General features: G+C 62.9%; 12 protein-coding genes. 4 read left to right on the plus strand and 8 right to left on the minus strand.

What is annotated here, in order from left to right; genetic code table 11:
- Nucleotides 1-70: 70 nt before the first annotated feature.
- Entirely contained in the window at nt 71-760 is a 690-nt protein-coding gene (locus tag NW848_RS06275) for a Uma2 family endonuclease (protein ID WP_011429238.1), read from the minus strand.
- 151 nt (nt 761-911) lie between these two features.
- Between NW848_RS06275 and NW848_RS06280 the strand changes: the two genes are divergently transcribed.
- From NW848_RS06280 to groL, 3 genes are all read left to right on the plus strand, one after another.
- The gene (locus NW848_RS06280) at nt 912-2033 is read left to right on the plus strand and encodes an NAD(P)/FAD-dependent oxidoreductase (RefSeq protein ID WP_071813491.1); all 1122 of its coding nucleotides are present in this window, start codon (nt 912-914) and stop codon (nt 2031-2033) included.
- 68 nt (nt 2034-2101) lie between these two features.
- Nucleotides 2102-2440, plus strand: coding sequence for a 30S ribosomal protein PSRP-3 (locus tag NW848_RS06285; protein ID WP_346426047.1), 339 nt, complete (start codon nt 2102-2104; stop codon nt 2438-2440).
- 203 nt (nt 2441-2643) lie between these two features.
- Nucleotides 2644-4272, plus strand: coding sequence for a chaperonin GroEL (groL, locus tag NW848_RS06290; RefSeq protein ID WP_011429241.1), 1629 nt, complete (start codon nt 2644-2646; stop codon nt 4270-4272).
- A 37-nt stretch (nt 4273-4309) separates the two neighbouring features.
- On the opposite strand, the gene lysS is transcribed toward groL, so the two are convergent.
- From lysS to trpB, 7 genes are all read right to left on the minus strand, one after another.
- Complete coding sequence (gene lysS / locus NW848_RS06295) at nt 4310-5836, minus strand: lysine--tRNA ligase (protein WP_011429242.1); 1527 nt, start codon at nt 5834-5836, stop codon at nt 4310-4312.
- A gap of 46 nt (nt 5837-5882) precedes the next feature.
- On the minus strand, nt 5883-6671 hold the full coding sequence (locus NW848_RS06300; RefSeq protein WP_240527750.1) for a Uma2 family endonuclease: 789 nt from the start codon (nt 6669-6671) through the stop codon (nt 5883-5885).
- A gap of 488 nt (nt 6672-7159) precedes the next feature.
- Nucleotides 7160-8578, minus strand: coding sequence for a DNA repair protein RadA (gene radA / locus NW848_RS06305; RefSeq protein ID WP_414402767.1), 1419 nt, complete (start codon nt 8576-8578; stop codon nt 7160-7162).
- A 52-nt stretch (nt 8579-8630) separates the two neighbouring features.
- Nucleotides 8631-9767 carry a chorismate synthase gene (gene aroC / locus NW848_RS06310; protein WP_414508395.1) on the minus strand — a complete coding sequence of 379 codons (1137 nt, stop codon included), beginning with the start codon at nt 9765-9767 and terminating at the stop codon, nt 8631-8633.
- Between the two features lie 54 nt (nt 9768-9821).
- Complete coding sequence (locus NW848_RS06315; RefSeq protein WP_414402768.1) at nt 9822-10556, minus strand: pantothenate kinase; 735 nt, start codon at nt 10554-10556, stop codon at nt 9822-9824.
- Nucleotides 10546-11253, minus strand: a complete 708-nt coding sequence (locus NW848_RS06320) for an AMMECR1 domain-containing protein (RefSeq protein WP_228375405.1) — start codon at nt 11251-11253, stop codon at nt 10546-10548. The genes NW848_RS06315 and NW848_RS06320 overlap by 11 nt, the downstream gene beginning before the upstream one ends.
- 26 nt (nt 11254-11279) lie before the next feature.
- Nucleotides 11280-12536 (minus strand): tryptophan synthase subunit beta, encoded by a 1257-nt coding sequence (gene trpB / locus NW848_RS06325; RefSeq protein ID WP_414508394.1) that lies wholly within the window; start codon nt 12534-12536, stop codon nt 11280-11282.
- A gap of 180 nt (nt 12537-12716) precedes the next feature.
- On the opposite strand from trpB, the gene NW848_RS06330 reads away from it, so the two are divergent.
- Entirely contained in the window at nt 12717-13076 is a 360-nt protein-coding gene (locus NW848_RS06330; RefSeq protein WP_414375464.1) for a hypothetical protein, read from the plus strand.
- The last annotated feature ends 223 nt before the right edge of the window (nt 13077-13299 follow it).

Raw genomic sequence — 13299 nt, forward strand, 5'->3', positions numbered from 1 at the left:
ATGTCCTGCCATTGGGCAGGAGTCACTGGGAAGCCTGCACTCTATGCGTCAGCATAAGTGCGGGAGTACGTCACCTCTCCAGATCCGGATCCTCGCCCAAAGCCCGCAACCTTGCTGCCAGACGCTCGGCCCGCTGGCGTTCCTGTTCGGCTCGTTGGCGTTCCAGCTCGGCCCGCTCATCTCCCGTCAAAAGCAACTGCCCTTTGGCATCGCACCAGCGCAGCCAGCGGGCTTGTTTCCCCTCGAAAACTCCGTCCCACAGCCTCAGGCCCAGCTCCACCTGTTCCAGCCAGGTCTCGGTCATTTCCGCATAGTGGCGGCCCCGCAGCTCAAAAAGGCGCAGCTCCTCGGATCCCAGCTCGTGGTTGGGATCAAAAACCACGTAGTAGCTGACCCGCATCTGCTCGTAGCGGCTGAACTTGCCACCTAGCTCGTCGCCTTCGCGGTTGGAGACAATCTCGATCACCACATCCGGCGGCTTGTCAAATTGCCAGAGCAGATAGCACCGGTTCTGCTTCTCCCACCATTGTTCCGGCACCGTGACATCCAGGCTGAGAAAAACATCCGACACAATCGGGGGGCGACTGGGGGTTGTGTAGATCCCGACATTGGCTGCTGCCAGGAAGGTTTTGTGGGGCAGAGAGCTGTAGAGCGAGCCAGTCAGGAGGCGCTGTTGCTTTTCAGAGGCAAAGTTATCCGCCGGGGTATCGTCCTCAGTGACCAGATCAGCGACATCGGGCAGCAGCAGTTCAGTATCCATGGGCAAAGGCAGTCGGGGATGTCGACATCTTCGCCGTTTCCCCTACTTTTTGCCGCAGAGGACAAGGGCGGCAAAGCTGGCCGCTCTCCAGAAGGGATCCCGCCCGCAGAATGGGGTATCACGGCAAAAGGGCTCTCTTTGAGGAGGAACCTTGAACTGCGACGTTTTGGTGATCGGCTGTGGGGTGGTGGGCTGTGCCATCGCCTACGAATTGGCCACAGCAGGGCTATCGGTGGTTGGGATCGACGCCAGGGATCCGGCCTCAGGCGCCACCGGGGCCTCGTTGGGGGTGTTGATGGGGATCTGCAGCCGCCAGCCAGATGGGGAGGTGGTGCAGTTGCGCCTGAAAAGCCTGGAGCAGTTCGATCCCCTGATTGCGCGGCTGGAAGCCGACTTGGGTCGGACTTTGCCCGTCAATCGGCACGGCATCCTCAAGCTCCTCCGGGAGGAGGAAGTGGACGCTTGGCAAGCAACCCTGGCGGCTCGCCGGCAAGCAGGTTACCGCCTGGAGTTTCTCAGCCCTGGCGAAGTGGGATCCCTGCAGCCAGGTTTGCGCAGCGACCTGGGGGGAGCCCTCTACTCTCCCCAAGATCGGCAGATCCAACCCCGCCTCCTTACGCAGGCGCTTGTGGAAGCAGCCCAACGCAGAGGCTGCCGCTTCTTCTTCCATCAGCCGGTTCAGAAGATGCAGCGCAGCCCGGATCCTCCCTTTCGCCTACAGGCAGTTTATACGCCAGCCTTCGCCTTCTCGGCAGGCCATGTCGTTCTCGCTGCCGGCCTGGACAGCTCCCCTCTGGCCGAGGAGCTGGGCTTGCGGATCCCTCTGCAGGCGGTCAAAGGCCAGGCTCTGCGGGTCAAAGCGGCGGGGATCCCCCTGGGGCCGGTGGTCAGCGACGAGGATCTGCATCTGGTCCCCCTGGGGGATGGATCCCTGTGGGTGGGGGCAACCGTGGAGTTTCAGGCCCCCCATCCCCAGCCGACGCTGCTGGCCTTACAGGATCTGCTGGCCCACGCCATCGGCATCTGCCCGGCCCTAGCCGAAGCCACCCTGCTGGAGCACTGGGCCGGCCATCGACCCCGACCGCTGGGGCAGCGCGCCCCCATTCTGGGGCCGGCTCCCGGCTATGTCAATCTTTTGGTTGCCACCGGCCACTACCGCAATGGAGTGTTGCTGGCCCCGATTAGCGCCGCCATCCTGAGGGATTTGGTGCTGAAAGGGGAAACAGCCCTGTGCGATCTAAGCGCTTTTGCCCCAAGACCTAAACAGGGCTGAGCTGGCCTATCCACTGAGGTAGCAAGACTTATGTCAGAATAGAAGGTTGCCCGGCTCAGGCCGGGCCAGTGTGTGATCTGTCGAGTCCTGCAAAGGAGAAAAGAGCCTTGCCGAAATTTGCCCTGAAAGCCCTCTGGCTGGAAAACGATTTGGCCATCGCCGTGGATCAGGTGGTGGCCAAAAACCGCAGCCCCCTCACCCGCTACTTTTTCTGGCCGCGGGATGACGCCTGGGAACAGCTCAAAGCCGAGCTGGAGAGCAAAACTTGGATCAGCGAGGAAGATCGCATCACTCTACTCAACCAAGCCACTGAACTGATCAACTACTGGCAAAACGGCGGACGCGAGCGCCCCATCAGCGAAGCCCAAGCCCAGTTCCCCGACATCCTCATCGGCGGCAACGCCTAGCTCTCCCCTCCCCGCCGAGGCCGCGACTCCAAACCCAACCCATCTTGATGGGGATCCTGCTTTTGGGCTAGATTAGCACTCGGGATTTCAGAGTGCTAACTTTGGGCTCGGCCAAGCCAATGGATCGCCGGGGCCCTTCTGGGATCCCACTCCGCCTGGCAGCGCTAAGCGGCCCAGTTGAAACTAAGAGGATCGGGGATTCTATGGCAAAACAGATTCTGTTTAGGGAAGAGGCCCGCAAGGCATTGGAGCAGGGCATCAATCAACTGGCGGATGCAGTTAAGGTTACCATTGGCCCGAAAGGGCGCAACGTCCTTCTGGAGAAAAAGTTCGGCGCCCCCCAGATCGTCAACGACGGGGTCACCATTGCCAAGGAAATTGAATTGGCGGATCCTTTGGAGAACACCGGTGCCCAGCTGATGCGGGAAGTGGCCACCAAGACCAACGACGTGGCCGGAGACGGCACCACCACAGCCACCATTTTGGCCCAGAGCATGGTGCAGGAGGGGTTGAAGAATATTTCGGCAGGAGCCAACCCTGTAGCTTTGCGGCGCGGCATCGAGAAGACCACTGCCTACCTGGTGGAGCAAATTGCCGCTCAAGCTAAGCCTGTGGAAGGCCGCAAGAACATCGCCGAGGTAGCTACCATCTCTGCCGGCAACGACCCGGAAGTGGGGGAGATGATCGCCAGGGCCATGGATGCCGTGGGGCGAGATGGGGTGATTACGGTCGAAGAGTCCAAGTCCTTGGAAACCCAATTGGAAGTTGTCGAAGGGATGCAGTTCGACCGCGGCTACATTTCCCCCTATTTCGTCACCGATACGGAGCGGATGGTGGCCGAATACGAAAATGCCTATCTGCTCATCACCAGTAATAAGCTCTCCAATCTTCAGGATCTGGTGCCTGTTCTGGAGCGGGTAGCGCGAGAGGGACGGCCGCTGCTGGTGATTGCCGAGGATGTGGAGGGAGAAGCCCTGGCCACTTTGGTGGTCAACAAGCTGCGGGGGGTGTTGAACGCGGTGGCGGTGAAGGCGCCGGCTTTTGGGGATCGGCGCAAGGCCATGTTGGAGGACATTGCCATCCTCACCGGTGGGCAGCTCATCTCCGAGGATATCGGCATCAAGCTGGAGAACGTCACCCTGGACATGATGGGGGTGGCCCGCAAGATTACCGTTACCAAAGACAAGACCACCATTGTGACCGACGGCAGCACCAAGGCGGCGGTGGAGAAACGGGTGGCCCAGATCCGCAAGCAACTGGAGACCACCGATTCCGAGTACGACCGCGAGAAGCTGCAGGAGCGGATCGCCAAGCTGGCCGGTGGGGTGGCGGTGATCAAGGTGGGAGCTGCCACTGAAACGGAGCTTAAAGACCGCAAGCTGCGCATTGAAGATGCCCTCAACGCCACGCGGGCGGCAGTGGAGGAAGGGATCGTCCCCGGTGGCGGGGCAACGTTGCTGCATCTTTCCAAAGGGATCCCGGCCTTCAAGGCCAACTTGAACGCAGAAGAGCAGGTGGGGGCGGACATTGTCTGCCGGGCTTTGCAGGCGCCGCTCTATCAGATTGCCCACAACGCTGGCCTGGAGGGGTCGGTGGTGGTGGAAAAGGTTCTGGAGAAGGAGATGCCCTTTGGCTTTGATGCCCTGACGGGCACCTATGTGGACATGTTTGCTCAGGGGATCGTGGATCCGGCCAAGGTCGTACGCTCGGCGCTGCAGAATGCCGCTTCCATCGCCGCCATGTACCTCACCACCGAAGCCATTGTGGTGGAAAAGCCCGAACCCAAGACGAAAACAGGAGCGAGCCGCTCCGGCGGTGCGGGGATGATGTAACTCCCCTAAACCATGCCCTTGTGGCCTAGGCCCCTATTCAGGGGCTTTCTCCCGTCTCCGGTCGCAGCAGGGGGAAGGCGATGACATCGCGGATGCTGGCAGCGTCGCACAGCAGCATCGCCAGACGGTCGATGCCGATGCCCAGGCCACCGGTGGGGGGAAGGCCGTACTCCAGGGCAGTGAGGAAGTCTTCGTCCAAAAAGTGGGCCTCTTCGTCTCCGGCTGCCTTCAGGGCCGCCTGGGCCTCCAGCCGCTGCCGCTGATCCACCGGGTCGGTCAGCTCCGAGTAGGCGTTGGCCGTCTCCCGCCCGACGATAAACAGCTCGAAGCGCTCCGCCAACCCCGGCTTGCTGCGGTGGGGCTTGGTGAGCGGACACACCTCCAGGGGATAGTCGAGAACAAAGGTCGGCTGGCGCAGGCGGCTCTCGCAGCAGTGCTCGAAGGCTTTGACCAACAGCTTGCCAGGGGAGTCGTGGGGGGAGAGATCGGGGATCCCCTGCTGGGCCAGGGCGGGCAAGAGCTCGGCGGTGGATCCCTTTTCCACGTCGATGAAGATGCCGGTGGCCTCCTCCACCAACTCCTGGATCGTTACCCGCCGCCAGGGTGGGGTGAGGTCAATGGTCTCCCCTTGGTAAGTAATTTGCAGGGATCCCCGCACTGCCAGGGCGGCGTTGCAGACCAGGGCTTCGGTCAGCTCCATCATCGTGTGGTAGTCGGCAAAGGCTTGGTAGGCCTCCAGCGAGGTAAACTCCGGGTTGTGGCGGGTGGAGATGCCCTCGTTGCGAAAGACTCGCCCAATTTCGTACACCCGCTCGATCCCGCCCACCACCAGCCGCTTCAGGTGCAGCTCGGTGGCAATGCGCAAGTAGAGATCTAGATCCAGGGCGTTGTGGTGGGTGATGAAGGGACGCGCCTCCGCCCCGCCGGGGATCACCTGCAGCACCGGCGTCTCGATCTCCACAAAGCCCCGCTCCTCCAGGGTCTGCCGCAGGGAGCGGACGATCTTGGCCCGGTCGAGCAAGGTTTGCTTGACCTCGGGGTTGACGATGAGGTCAACGTAGCGCTGGCGGTAGCGTTTCTCCACATCCCGTAGGCCGTGCCACTTATCGGGCAGGGGCAGCAGGGCCTTGGTCAGCACCTGGTACTCGTCCACCCGCACCGACAGCTCCCCTTTCTCGGTGCGCTTGAGACAGCCCTTGGCCCCCAGCCAATCGCCCACGTCAAGCAGCTTGTCCAGGTTCTTGAAGGCCAGCTCCCCCATGTGCTGCGTCAGCCGTTGCTTTTCCAGGTAGAGCTGGATGGTGCCAGAGCGATCCTGCAGGGTAAAGAAGGCCAGTTTGCCCATGACCCGCCGCGCCCGGATCCGCCCGGCCACCGCCACCTGCACATCCTCCCGCTCGGCGCCGGGCTCGAGATCGGCAAATTGCGCCTGCAACTCGGCAGCCAAGTGGGTAACCGGGAAAGAATAGGCGTAGGGCAGGATCCCTTGCTCCTGCAGGTGGCGGGCCTTTTCCAGGCGGGCGGCCCGTTGGGCAGCTTCGCTGCTGCTGGGGAGAGTGGACATAGGGGTAAAAGGGATAGAGGATTTCAGGGACGGACGGGATCCTTTTTTACGCTTCCGGCGGCGCGATCCCGTGGGAACGCAGCAGCTCCAAAAGTCTTTCGGCCCGTTGGCGTTCTCTTTCAGCCCGTTGGCGTTCTCTCTCGGCCCGCTGCTGCTCTAGGGCGGCCTTTTCGTCGCCGGTGGGTAAAACTTGGCCCTCTCGGTCACACCAGCGCAGCCATTCCGTGTTGACGCCCTCGAAGGATCCCTGCCAGAGGGTCAAGCCCAGGCCAATCTCCTCCAGCCAGGTGGAATCGAAGGGAACCAACTCTCCCCCCCGCCGCTGAAAAAGAACCAGTGGGGATCCCTGCAGCTCCCGCAGTTGCCGCAAAGGATCGTAAACCCCGTAGTAGCCCACGCCGGCGCGGGCGTAGTCCCTGAGTTTGCGGCCCAGCTCTTCTCCCTCGCGGTTGGAGACAATCTCAATGACCACGTCGGGAGGCTTGCCCATCTCCCAGACAAAGTAGGTGCGATCTTCCTTGCGCTCGAAGCTGGCGGGGGGAGCTACCTCCAGGCTGAGCATGACATCGGGCACGAGCGGCGGCTGCTTGAGGGCGTAGAACAGGCCGACGTTGGCCGTGGCCAGGAAGGGGATCGGCTCGCCGCTGTCTTTGGCTCTGGGCTGAAAGGAGGCGTAGAGGGCGCTCGTGAGCAGGCGCTGCAGCTTCTCCGAGTAGATGCTGTCCACAGGCTGGTCGTCCTCGATCACCAGGTCACTGATATCGGGTGGGGGCGGCGGTGGAAACTCCGCTGCCGGCGTCGAGGGCTTGAGGGGGCTAGAAGGTGCAGAAACCATGATGCCGGGATCCTTTGCAGGGCCGCTGCTAGCGACTGCTCGGTTGTTGGTCAATCGAGCCGATATCGAACCATCTCGAGGGTAGCAAAGGTTTTGGGGAAAAAGGCGACCAGAGAGCTTCTCCAATCCACACCAGAGATAGAAGCCCAACCCTGGGCCGAGGGCCTGCCTCCTGGAGCGGGGCAAGAGACAAAAAATCCTGCCCGACCTCCTCAGCTTTGGCCGGATCCCTTTTGGAAAGCAGCTAGCGCTCCGCCTGGGCGTTCAAGCTGGAGACGATCAGGTACACCACGAAAAGAAACAGGGCTACCAACGCCATAGGTCGATCCTTAGGTCAGTCTCTTGCGCCAGGGTCTGTAGGATAGTGTGCCCATCCGGGCCGGGATCCGGTTGCTGTTGTCGCACAAACCTTTATTCTATGACATTTTCCCGTAGCTTGGTTCTTGGCGGAGCTCGACCGCCCAACTGGGCAAGTTGGGGATCCCTTCTCACTGGCCAGGCTCGGAGCTGGGCAGAGCCACCAGCAGAGCTTCCAACACCCGCTGCACCCGGCTCAAGCGCAGGCCAGAGTCGGCCAAAACGAGGCTGTTGGGGATGATGGCGTGGCGGAACCCCAGCTTGGCGGCTTCCTTGAGGCGCTGCTCCAACTGCGCCACCGGGCGCACCTGTCCCCCCAGGCCCACCTCGCCGATCAAGACCGTAAAGGGATCCACCTGGCGATCTCGGAAGCTGGCGGCCACGGCCACCGCCACCCCCAAGTCGGCAGCTGGCTCGGCCACCTGGATGCCGCCGGCGGAGGCAATGTAGGCGTCGTATTTGGAAAGCGGGATCCCCACCCGTTTTTCCAGCACCGCCAAGATCTGCAAAAAGCGGTTGAGCTCGATGCCGGTGGCGGTGCGGCGGGGGGAGCTGTAGCTGGTGGGGCTGACCAGGGCCTGCACGTCCACCACCAAGGGGCGGGTGCCCTCACAGGCGACGATGGTGGCCGTTCCCGGCGTGGCCTGATCCCGGCTGCTCAAAAAAAGCTGCGAGGGATTGTCCACCTCCACCAAGCCAGAGGCGGTCATCTCGAAAACGCCGATTTCCTGGGCCGCCCCAAAGCGGTTTTTGACGGCGCGCAGCAGGCGGTGGCTCTGAAAGCGATCCCCCTCAAAGTACAAGACGGTGTCCACCAGGTGCTCCAGCACCTTGGGCCCGGCCAGGGATCCATCTTTGGTAACATGGCCAACGATGAGCAGGGCCACCCCCAGTTTTTTGGCCACTCGCATCAAGAGGCCGGCGCATTCCCGCACCTGGGAAACGGATCCCGGCGCCGAGCTGAGCTGCCCCCAGAAGATGGCCTGGATGCTGTCGATGATCGCCACCTGGGGCTGTAGGGCCTGGATCTCGGCCACAATGGCCTCCAGGTCGGTTTCCGCCAATAGGTAGAGCTGCTCGCTTTCTATCCCCAGCCGCAAGGACTCCGTCCCGCTAATGCGAGCGGCGCGCAGCTTGATCTGCTGGGCCGATTCCTCCCCCGACACGTACAAGATGGGCCCCCGCTTGGCGAGATGCGCAGCAGTCTGCAGCAGCAGGGTGCTCTTGCCAATGCCTGGATCGCCGCCGATCAACACCAGGGATCCCGGCACGATGCCACCTCCCAACACCCGGTCGAACTCGCCGGAGCCAGAGGAGAGGCGGGGGTGGCTCTCCGAGGAGACTTGGGAGAGGGGAAGGGCCGACAGGGGCATCCCGTTGCCGCGGCTGCGCTGGGGAACGAGCCGCTGCGGTGGCCCAGACTTAGAAGAGGGGGCGACGACCACCTCCGTCAGCGTGTTCCAGGCGCCACAGTTGTCGCAGCGGCCCAAAAACTTGGGGTAGCGCTCGCCGCACTGGCTGCACTCCCAGACGGTTTTGGCCTTGGCCATGAACAGGGATCCCGCCTCTTTCTTAGGATACAAGGACTCCGACCGGCTGCCGCTAGCTGTGGGGCAGGGGAACGGCGGGAATGGGCACCTCTGGCAAGGCCAGGGATCGGCACTGGGCGTGGTGGCGCAGCAGATGGTCACAGAGCACCAAAGCCACCATCGCCTCCACCATCGGCACCGCCCGCGGCAGCACGCAGGGATCGTGGCGCCCCCGCGCCGCCAAAACCGTCTCCTGCCCGTCGAGGGTGACGGTGCTTTGGGGCTGGCCAATGGTGGCGGTGGGCTTGAAGGCCACCCGCAGGACGATGTCTTCCCCGTTGCTGATGCCCCCCTGGATGCCGCCGGAGCGGTTGCTGCGGGTGCGCCAGCCGCTGGGGGTCATGTAGAACTCGTCGTTGTGCTGCTTGCCCGTCAGGTAGGTGCCGGCAAACCCCGAACCGATCTCAAACCCCTTGCTGGCCGGCAGCGACATCACCGCCTTGGCCAGGTCGGCCTCCAATTTGTCGAACACCGGGCAGCCCAGCCCGCGGGGCACATTGCGGGCCACACATTCCACCACTCCCCCGAGAGAATCTCCTTCCCGCGCCGCTGCTTCAATTTTTTCAATCATCGCCGCCGCCGCGGCTGGATCGGGGCAGCGGACGATGTTGGCTTCCACCTGCTCCGCCGTCACGGAGCTGGGATCCACCTGGGCCTCTACGTCTTGGACCCGCTGCACATAGGCCAGGATCTCTACCCCTGCTGCCAGGCGCAGGATCTTCTTGGCGATGGCCCCGGCGGCCACCCGGCCAATGGTCTCCCGCGCCGAGGCCCGCCCTCCCCCCTGCCAGTTGCGGATGCCGTACTTGGCCTGGTAGGTGGCATCGGCATGGGAAGGGCGGAAGGTGGTGGCCATCTCGCTGTAATCCTGGGGGCGGGCGTCCTGGTTGCGCACCAGGATGTGGATGGGGGTGCCGAGGGTAAAGCCTTGGAAAACCCCGGAGAGGATCTGGCAGCGATCCGCCTCCTGGCGCGGCGTGGTGATGTGGCTCTGGCCGGGACGGCGCCGATCCAGCTCCGCCTGGATGTCGGCCTCGCTCAAGGGCAGCCGCGGCGGGCAGCCGTCCACCACCACCCCCACCGCCCCCCCGTGGGACTCGCCGTAGGTGGTGACGCAAAACAAGACGCCGAAGGAGTTGCCGTTGGCCATGGGATCCCTGAGCAAGAAGCTGCCCGCTCGCAGGCGGCTGGGAGAGACTGTCTTCTATTCTGCACCAGAAGGCTTGCGGACGACGCGGTGCAACTGACGGCAGCCGGCAATCCCCCGCAACACCAGGTGGGGATCCCAGCGCAGCTCTGCGTCAAGGGGCCGCAGGTGGGGGTAGAGTAGCTCGCCATCGCCGCCGGTTACTAGCAGCGGGCCTTGGGGAAAGCGGCGGCGCCAGTCGGCCAGAAAATCCCGCAAGCCGGCCAGCAGGGTATGAAGAATGCCGCTGCGGATGGCGGCCCCAGTGTTCCTGGCCCAGCGGGGGGGTATGGGAGCGCCGGGATCCCACTCCACTTTGGGCAGCCGGGCGGTGTGGTCGGCCAGCGCCTGCGCCTGCAACCCCAGGCCGGGCAGGATCGCTCCTCCCACCAGGGATCCCTCGGCGTCAGCTCCCGTCAGGGTCAAGGCGGTGCCGGCGTCGATGACCAAGCAGGGCCAGCCGTAGCGGATCCCGGCGGCCCACAGAGCCAGTGCCCGATCCAGCCCCAGCCCGGGATAGGGATCCCGCAGCGGCACCTGGGAGAGCTCAAGGCAATGCACCCAGGGGGATCGGGGCGGCAAAGGGGCAGAGCCAACGGCAGCTAGCCACAGCTCCGTCTCTTCTGGCCAGGATAGGGGTTGGTGGGCGGGAAACTGCTCCACCTTCACCAAGCTCTCGCCAGCAAACCAGCCCCAGCGCACGTGGGTGTTGCCCACCACGGCGGCCAGCCACCGCTCTGCCTCAGAACTCATGCAACAGCTCCGCCTCCACGCGAAACAGCTCCACCGGCTGATCGGCAGGGATCCCGGCCAATTGCTTGGCGGTGGAGAGCTGCCAGGCCGTCGTCAGAGCCTCTCCGGGCAGCAACACCGCCCCCCGTGTCCCCGCGCGAATGAACAGGCCCATGCGGGTGGGATCCACCTGCTCCAGAGAGGGGATGGGCACCACCCGTCGCACGATGGCCACCTGAATAGAAGCCGACTCCAGCTCGCCGGGTTGCAGGGGCCGATAGCGCCAGTCGCGAGTAACAGCCCCCACCGCCGCCCGGATGGTGGCCCTGGCCAGATCCTCGCCGCCGGGATCCAAGCTGCCCCAACAGCCGCGGGGCCGTCCCTCCCTGGTCACCGTAACAAAAACTCCCGCCGGGCGCCGCCAGTGGGGCGGGATCTCTTCTGGAGCAGGCAGCACCTGGCCAGTGGCGAAGTAGTGGGCGATGGCCTGCCGCGCCAGGGCCGGCAGCGTCTTGGGCAAGGGTTGCGGCTGGACGGGAGCAGGGATCCCCTCCGTCCCGCCGTTGCGGGGCAAGGCGCCTGCCGGGGAACTCGTGGCCGGGGACGGGATCCCGCCAACGCGCCCAGAAACCTCTGGCCGGGATCCGGCCAGCAGCCCTAGCCCTGCCCCCAGAAACAAGGCCAGCAGGCTGAGCGATCGAATGGCAAAGGTGGACACGAGCTGAGGATCTTGCCAACCCAACTCTAGGCTAGGCTATGCCCCCGCTTCTGCAAGTACTTGAAAACGGTGTTCAGATCCTTGTCGCCCCGCCCGGAGCAGTTGACCACCACCCGCTGCTGGGGGCCAAGCTGGGGGGCCAAAGTCTTCAGGTAGGCCAGGGCATGGGCCGTCTCCAAAGCCGGGATGATCCCCTCCAGGCGCGACAGCAGCAGCAGCGCCTCTACCGCCTCGTCGTCGGTAACTGCGTAGTACTCAGCCCGCCCAATCTCCTTGAAGTAGCTGTGCTCCGGCCCCACACCGGGGTAATCCAAGCCAGCGCTGATGGAATGGGCCTCCTGCACCTGGCCTTCTTCATCTTGCAGCAGGTAGCTCATGGCCCCGTGCAAGACCCCAATGCGACCGCGGCTAAGAGTAGCAGCGTGGCGGGAGGTGTGCAAGCCCTCCCCGGCAGCCTCGATGCCGATAAGCCGCACTTGGGGATCCTGAACAAACTCGTTGAACAACCCCAGGGCATTGGAGCCGCCGCCCACACAGGCCAGCAGCACGTCCGGCAGTCCTCCCCATTTCTCTTGGCACTGCTGCCGCGTCTCCTGGCCGATGACATCGTGAAAGGTCCGCACCAGCTTCGGGTAGGGGTGGGGTCCGGCCACCGTGCCGATGACGTAGTGGGTGGTCTCCACGTTGGTTACCCAGTCGCGGATGGCCTCGGAGAGGGCGTCTTTGAGGGTGGCTGTGCCTGATTCGACCCCCCTTACCTCAGCGCCCAGCAGGCGCATCCGCTGCACATTGGGGGCCTGCCGCTCCATGTCCACTGCCCCCATGTAGATGACGCATTCCAACCCAAAACGAGCACACACCGTTGCCGTGGCCACCCCATGCTGGCCAGCGCCAGTCTCGGCAATGATCCTTCGCTTGCCCATGCGCACCGCCAGCAGCACTTGGCCAAGGGCGTTGTTGATCTTGTGGGCGCCGGTGTGGTTGAGATCCTCCCGCTTCAGGTAGATCTGGGGGCCGCCGTAGTGTTCAGTAAGCCGCTGGGCAAAGTAAAGGGGGCTGGGCCGCCCAACAAAATCCCGCAACAGGTTGTGAAACTCGGCGCGAAAGTCGGGATCCCGCCAGTGATGCTCAAAGGCTTCCTCCAGCTCCGTTAGGGCGCTCATCAGGGTTTCCGGCACAAACCGACCCCCAAACGGCCCAAACCGCCCCTGGGGATCCGGACGCACCTGCGGGTCAAGGGGATCCAAAACACGAGGGGAAAAAGCAAAAGAAGCTGAGGTCATGGCAGAGTCCGTCCGGGCCTTGTAGCCTGCAACTAGAGAGAGGCTTTCCCATTCTACAGAAGGAAGGGGCGATGACCAGTCTCGCCTCTCTTCTTCTGCCGTGGGATCCCGAAAAGTTGTTTTGAACAAGGGTCTTCCCAGGATTTTTAAGATAAGGCCGTCCGATTTTGAGGCGGCCTTATGGACAAGCATCTGCAAGAGTTGCTCCAGCAAGAAGATCAAAAGCGCAGAGATGAAGAGGTGCGGCGCACCTATGCCCTTTCTCAAAAGTCCGAGGGGATGGTGATCCTTCTGTCTATTCTGCTTGCCTTCGGAGCCTACCTCTACACGCGGCGGTGGAAAGCTTTGATGGTTTTTCTGGGCTGGTGTTTCTTCCTTGGCGTGTTGTTTAGTGACGACGAGGGAGAGGTTTCCCTACCCGGACTGTTTCTGGCCTCCACCTGGGCAGCAGTAGACAACTGCGGCGCTATCCAGCGGGCAAGAGAAGAAATTGAACGGCTGCGCTCCGGCCAAAACCCTGATGTTGATCGGCAAACTTAAACTTGGTCGACAAAACAAAATAGTGGCCCAAAAGTCGGTATTTTATTTCAAACTCTCGAAAAAGATGCTATACCTACTATTTCAAGTGGCACCCAGATACAAGCGGCGCAACCGACCCATTCTCAACGGCAGTGAAACTTGGATTCCTATTCCCTTTGTCTTTTGGGAAAGAGCATGCCTCTAACCCCCAAAACCCTGAACTTTGCTGAATTTACTGAGCTTT

Source organism: Synechococcus sp. RC10A2, assembly GCF_047502605.1.

Excerpts from the sequence above, each read along its gene's own strand:
- NW848_RS06275 (WP_011429238.1), bottom strand. The coding sequence starts at position 760 with ATGGATACTGAACTGCTGCTGCCCGATGTCGCTGATCTGGTCACTGAG.
- groL (WP_011429241.1), top strand. The coding sequence starts at position 2,644 with ATGGCAAAACAGATTCTGTTTAGGGAAGAGGCCCGCAAGGCATTGGAG.
- lysS (WP_011429242.1), bottom strand. The coding sequence starts at position 5,836 with ATGTCCACTCTCCCCAGCAGCAGCGAAGCTGCCCAACGGGCCGCCCGC.
- NW848_RS06300 (WP_240527750.1), bottom strand. The coding sequence starts at position 6,671 with ATGGTTTCTGCACCTTCTAGCCCCCTCAAGCCCTCGACGCCGGCAGCG.
- radA (WP_414402767.1), bottom strand. The coding sequence starts at position 8,578 with ATGGCCAAGGCCAAAACCGTCTGGGAGTGCAGCCAGTGCGGCGAGCGC.
- aroC (WP_414508395.1), bottom strand. The coding sequence starts at position 9,767 with ATGGCCAACGGCAACTCCTTCGGCGTCTTGTTTTGCGTCACCACCTAC.
- NW848_RS06315 (WP_414402768.1), bottom strand. The coding sequence starts at position 10,556 with ATGAGTTCTGAGGCAGAGCGGTGGCTGGCCGCCGTGGTGGGCAACACC.
- trpB (WP_414508394.1), bottom strand. The coding sequence starts at position 12,536 with ATGACCTCAGCTTCTTTTGCTTTTTCCCCTCGTGTTTTGGATCCCCTT.
- NW848_RS06330 (WP_414375464.1), top strand. The coding sequence starts at position 12,717 with ATGGACAAGCATCTGCAAGAGTTGCTCCAGCAAGAAGATCAAAAGCGC.